This is a genomic window from Sphingopyxis sp. RIFCSPHIGHO2_12_FULL_65_19, assembly GCF_001830555.1.
Classification (GTDB): Bacteria; Pseudomonadota; Alphaproteobacteria; order Sphingomonadales; family Sphingomonadaceae; genus Sphingopyxis.
Genome location: NZ_MIAM01000039.1, coordinates 10,753 through 13,178, shown reverse-complemented (window position 1 = coordinate 13,178; position 2,426 = coordinate 10,753). Strand labels below are relative to the sequence as shown.

2 protein-coding genes are annotated in these 2,426 nt (G+C 64.4%); both read left to right on the top strand.

Annotated features, from left to right (window positions below; genetic code table 11):
- Positions 1-953: peptide MFS transporter (locus tag A3E77_RS11415; protein ID WP_293645976.1), on the top strand; the 953-nt coding region annotated here is incomplete at its 5' end.
- Between the two features lie 3 nt (positions 954-956).
- On the top strand, positions 957-2,372 hold the full coding sequence (locus A3E77_RS11410; protein ID WP_293645974.1) for an amidohydrolase: 1,416 nt from the start codon (positions 957-959) through the stop codon (positions 2,370-2,372).
- The last annotated feature ends 54 nt before the right edge of the window (positions 2,373-2,426 follow it).

Below are 2,426 nucleotides of genomic sequence, written 5' to 3'. Positions count from 1 at the left end.
GCCGCGGCGAACCGGAAGATCCGGCGAAGCTGGCCGCCCCCGTGATGGGCATCAAGTTTGAATGGCTGCTCTACCTCGTCGGCCTGCTCGCTGTCGGCGTCTGCTGGTGGATGGTGCAGAACCAGGCGCTGGTCGGCACCTTGCTCGGCGTCGCAGGCGCCGCGCTCGTCGCCTATGTCATCTTCACTGCCGTGGTGAAATTGCCGCCGCAGGACCGCGATCGCATTTTTGCGGCGATGTTCCTGATCCTCGGGTCGATCCTTTTCTGGGCGCTGTTTGAACAGGCGGGGTCGTCGCTCAACCTGTTCGCCGATCGCTATGTCGATCGCGCCGGCGTTCCGGCATCGGTCTTCCAGTCGCTCAACGCCGGCTATATCGTCCTCTTCGCCCCGCTGTTTGCGGCGCTGTGGACGTGGCTCGGCCGTCGCGGATGGGAACCGTCGGCACCCGCCAAGTTCGGTCTGGCAATGCTCCAGCTCGGCCTCGGCTTCTTCGTGCTCAAATGGGGCGCCGAAGCCGCGGGCCTGGAAAATGCGACGCCCGTGCTTTTCATCTTCCTGATCTATCTGCTCCACACGACGGGCGAGCTTTGCCTGTCGCCGGTGGGCCTCAGCGCGATGAACCGCCTGGCGCCCGCGCATATGGCCTCGCTGATCATGGGCACCTGGTTCTTCGCATCGGCGACCGGCAATTTTGCCGCGGGCCTGATCGCGGCGGCGACGGGGTCCGAAAAGGCGAGCGGCGAGGGTGCGGGCAAGGCGCTTGTGCTCGACGTCTATGGCACGATCGGCCTTTGGGCGATCGGCTTTGGCGTGCTGGTGATCGCGGTATCGCCGCTGATCAAGAAGCTGATGCACCTCGACACGCTGCGCGATGCCGAGGATCTCGCGGGCCAGAAGGAACTTGCCGAGCCGCAGGCGGCGGGCGTCCATCCCGAAGCCAAGGGAGCGTAATCCATGATCCGGGGTGTGAAAGGCAGCCTGCTGGCTGCGGTCTCGCTGGCGTTCGCCGGTTGTGCGGCGACGGGTGACACATCGGCGCAGTCGGCGGGCGACAAGCCCGCCGCTGCGGCGGCAAAGCCGGTCAAGTTCGACAAGGACCCTTATCCGTCGACCTACAAGGGCTATCCGACCCGCCTGACGGTGGTGAAGGGGGTCACGATCTTTGACGGCGAGGGCGGGCGGATCGACAATGGCTCGATCGTGATGACCAGCGGCAAGGTGGACCGGATCGGTGGCCCCGACATGGACCTGCCGACCGACGCCGACGTCATCGACGGCACGGGCAAGTTCCTCACCCCCGGCATCATCGACATCCACAGCCATCTTGGCGATTATCCTTCGCCCAGCGTCGACGCGCATTCGGACGGCAACGAGATGACGTCGCCGACCACCCCCGAAGTGTGGTCCGAACATAGCGTCTGGCCGCAGGACCCGGGTTTCAGCCGTGCACTTGCCAACGGCGGCGTCACCAGCCTGCAGATCCTGCCGGGCAGCGCGAACCTGATGGGCGGGCGATCGATCACGCTCAAGAATGTGCCCTCGCGCACCGTGCAGGGCATGAAATTTCCCGGCGCGCCCTATGGCCTGAAAATGGCGTGCGGCGAAAATCCGAAGCGCGTCTATGGCGCCAAGGGCCGTGCGCCGTCGACCCGCATGGGCAATTTCGCGGTCAACCGCGCGACCTGGCAGAAGGCGGCGGCCTATAAAAAGAAGATGGACGACGGCAAGGCGGTCGATCGCGATCTGGCGATGGAAACGCTTGCGGGTGTGCTGGCGGGCGAAATCCTCGTCCACAATCATTGCTACCGTGCCGACGAAATGGCGCTCGTCATCGATATGTCGAAGGAATTCGGATACAAGGTATCGACCTTTCACCACGCGGTCGAAAGTTACAAGATCGCCGATATGCTTGCGAAGGAAGGCATTTGTTCGGCGATGTGGGCCGACTGGTGGGGCTTCAAGATGGAAGCCTATGACAGCGTGAACGAGAATATCCCGCTCGTCTACAACGCCGGCGCCTGCACGATCGTCCATTCGGACGACGCCAACCAGATCCAGCGGCTGAACCAGGAAGCCGCAAAAGCGCGCGCCGCGGGGCGCCGCATCGGCATCGACGTCAGCGACGAGATGGCCTGGACCTGGCTGTCGTATAATCCGGCGAAGGCGCTGGGTATCGGCGACCGGACGGGCAGCCTGAAGCCCGGCAAGATGGCCGACGTGGTGCTGTGGAACGGCAACCCGTTCAGCGCCTACACGCGGCCCGAAAAGGTGTGGATCGACGGCGCGCTGATGTTCGACGCGAACGATCCGAAGCGGCGGCCGGTGAGCGATTTCGAGCTGGGACAGCCGGGTGAAGGAGACGTGAAATGATCCGCGCGCTGCTTCTTTCCGCTGCGGCGCTGATCGCACTTCCGGTTGCGGCGC

What these genes read in the sequence shown, in the direction of transcription:
- A3E77_RS11410 (WP_293645974.1), top strand. Translation starts at nt 957, where the DNA reads ATGATCCGGGGTGTGAAAGGCAGCCTGCTGGCTGCGGTCTCGCTGGCG.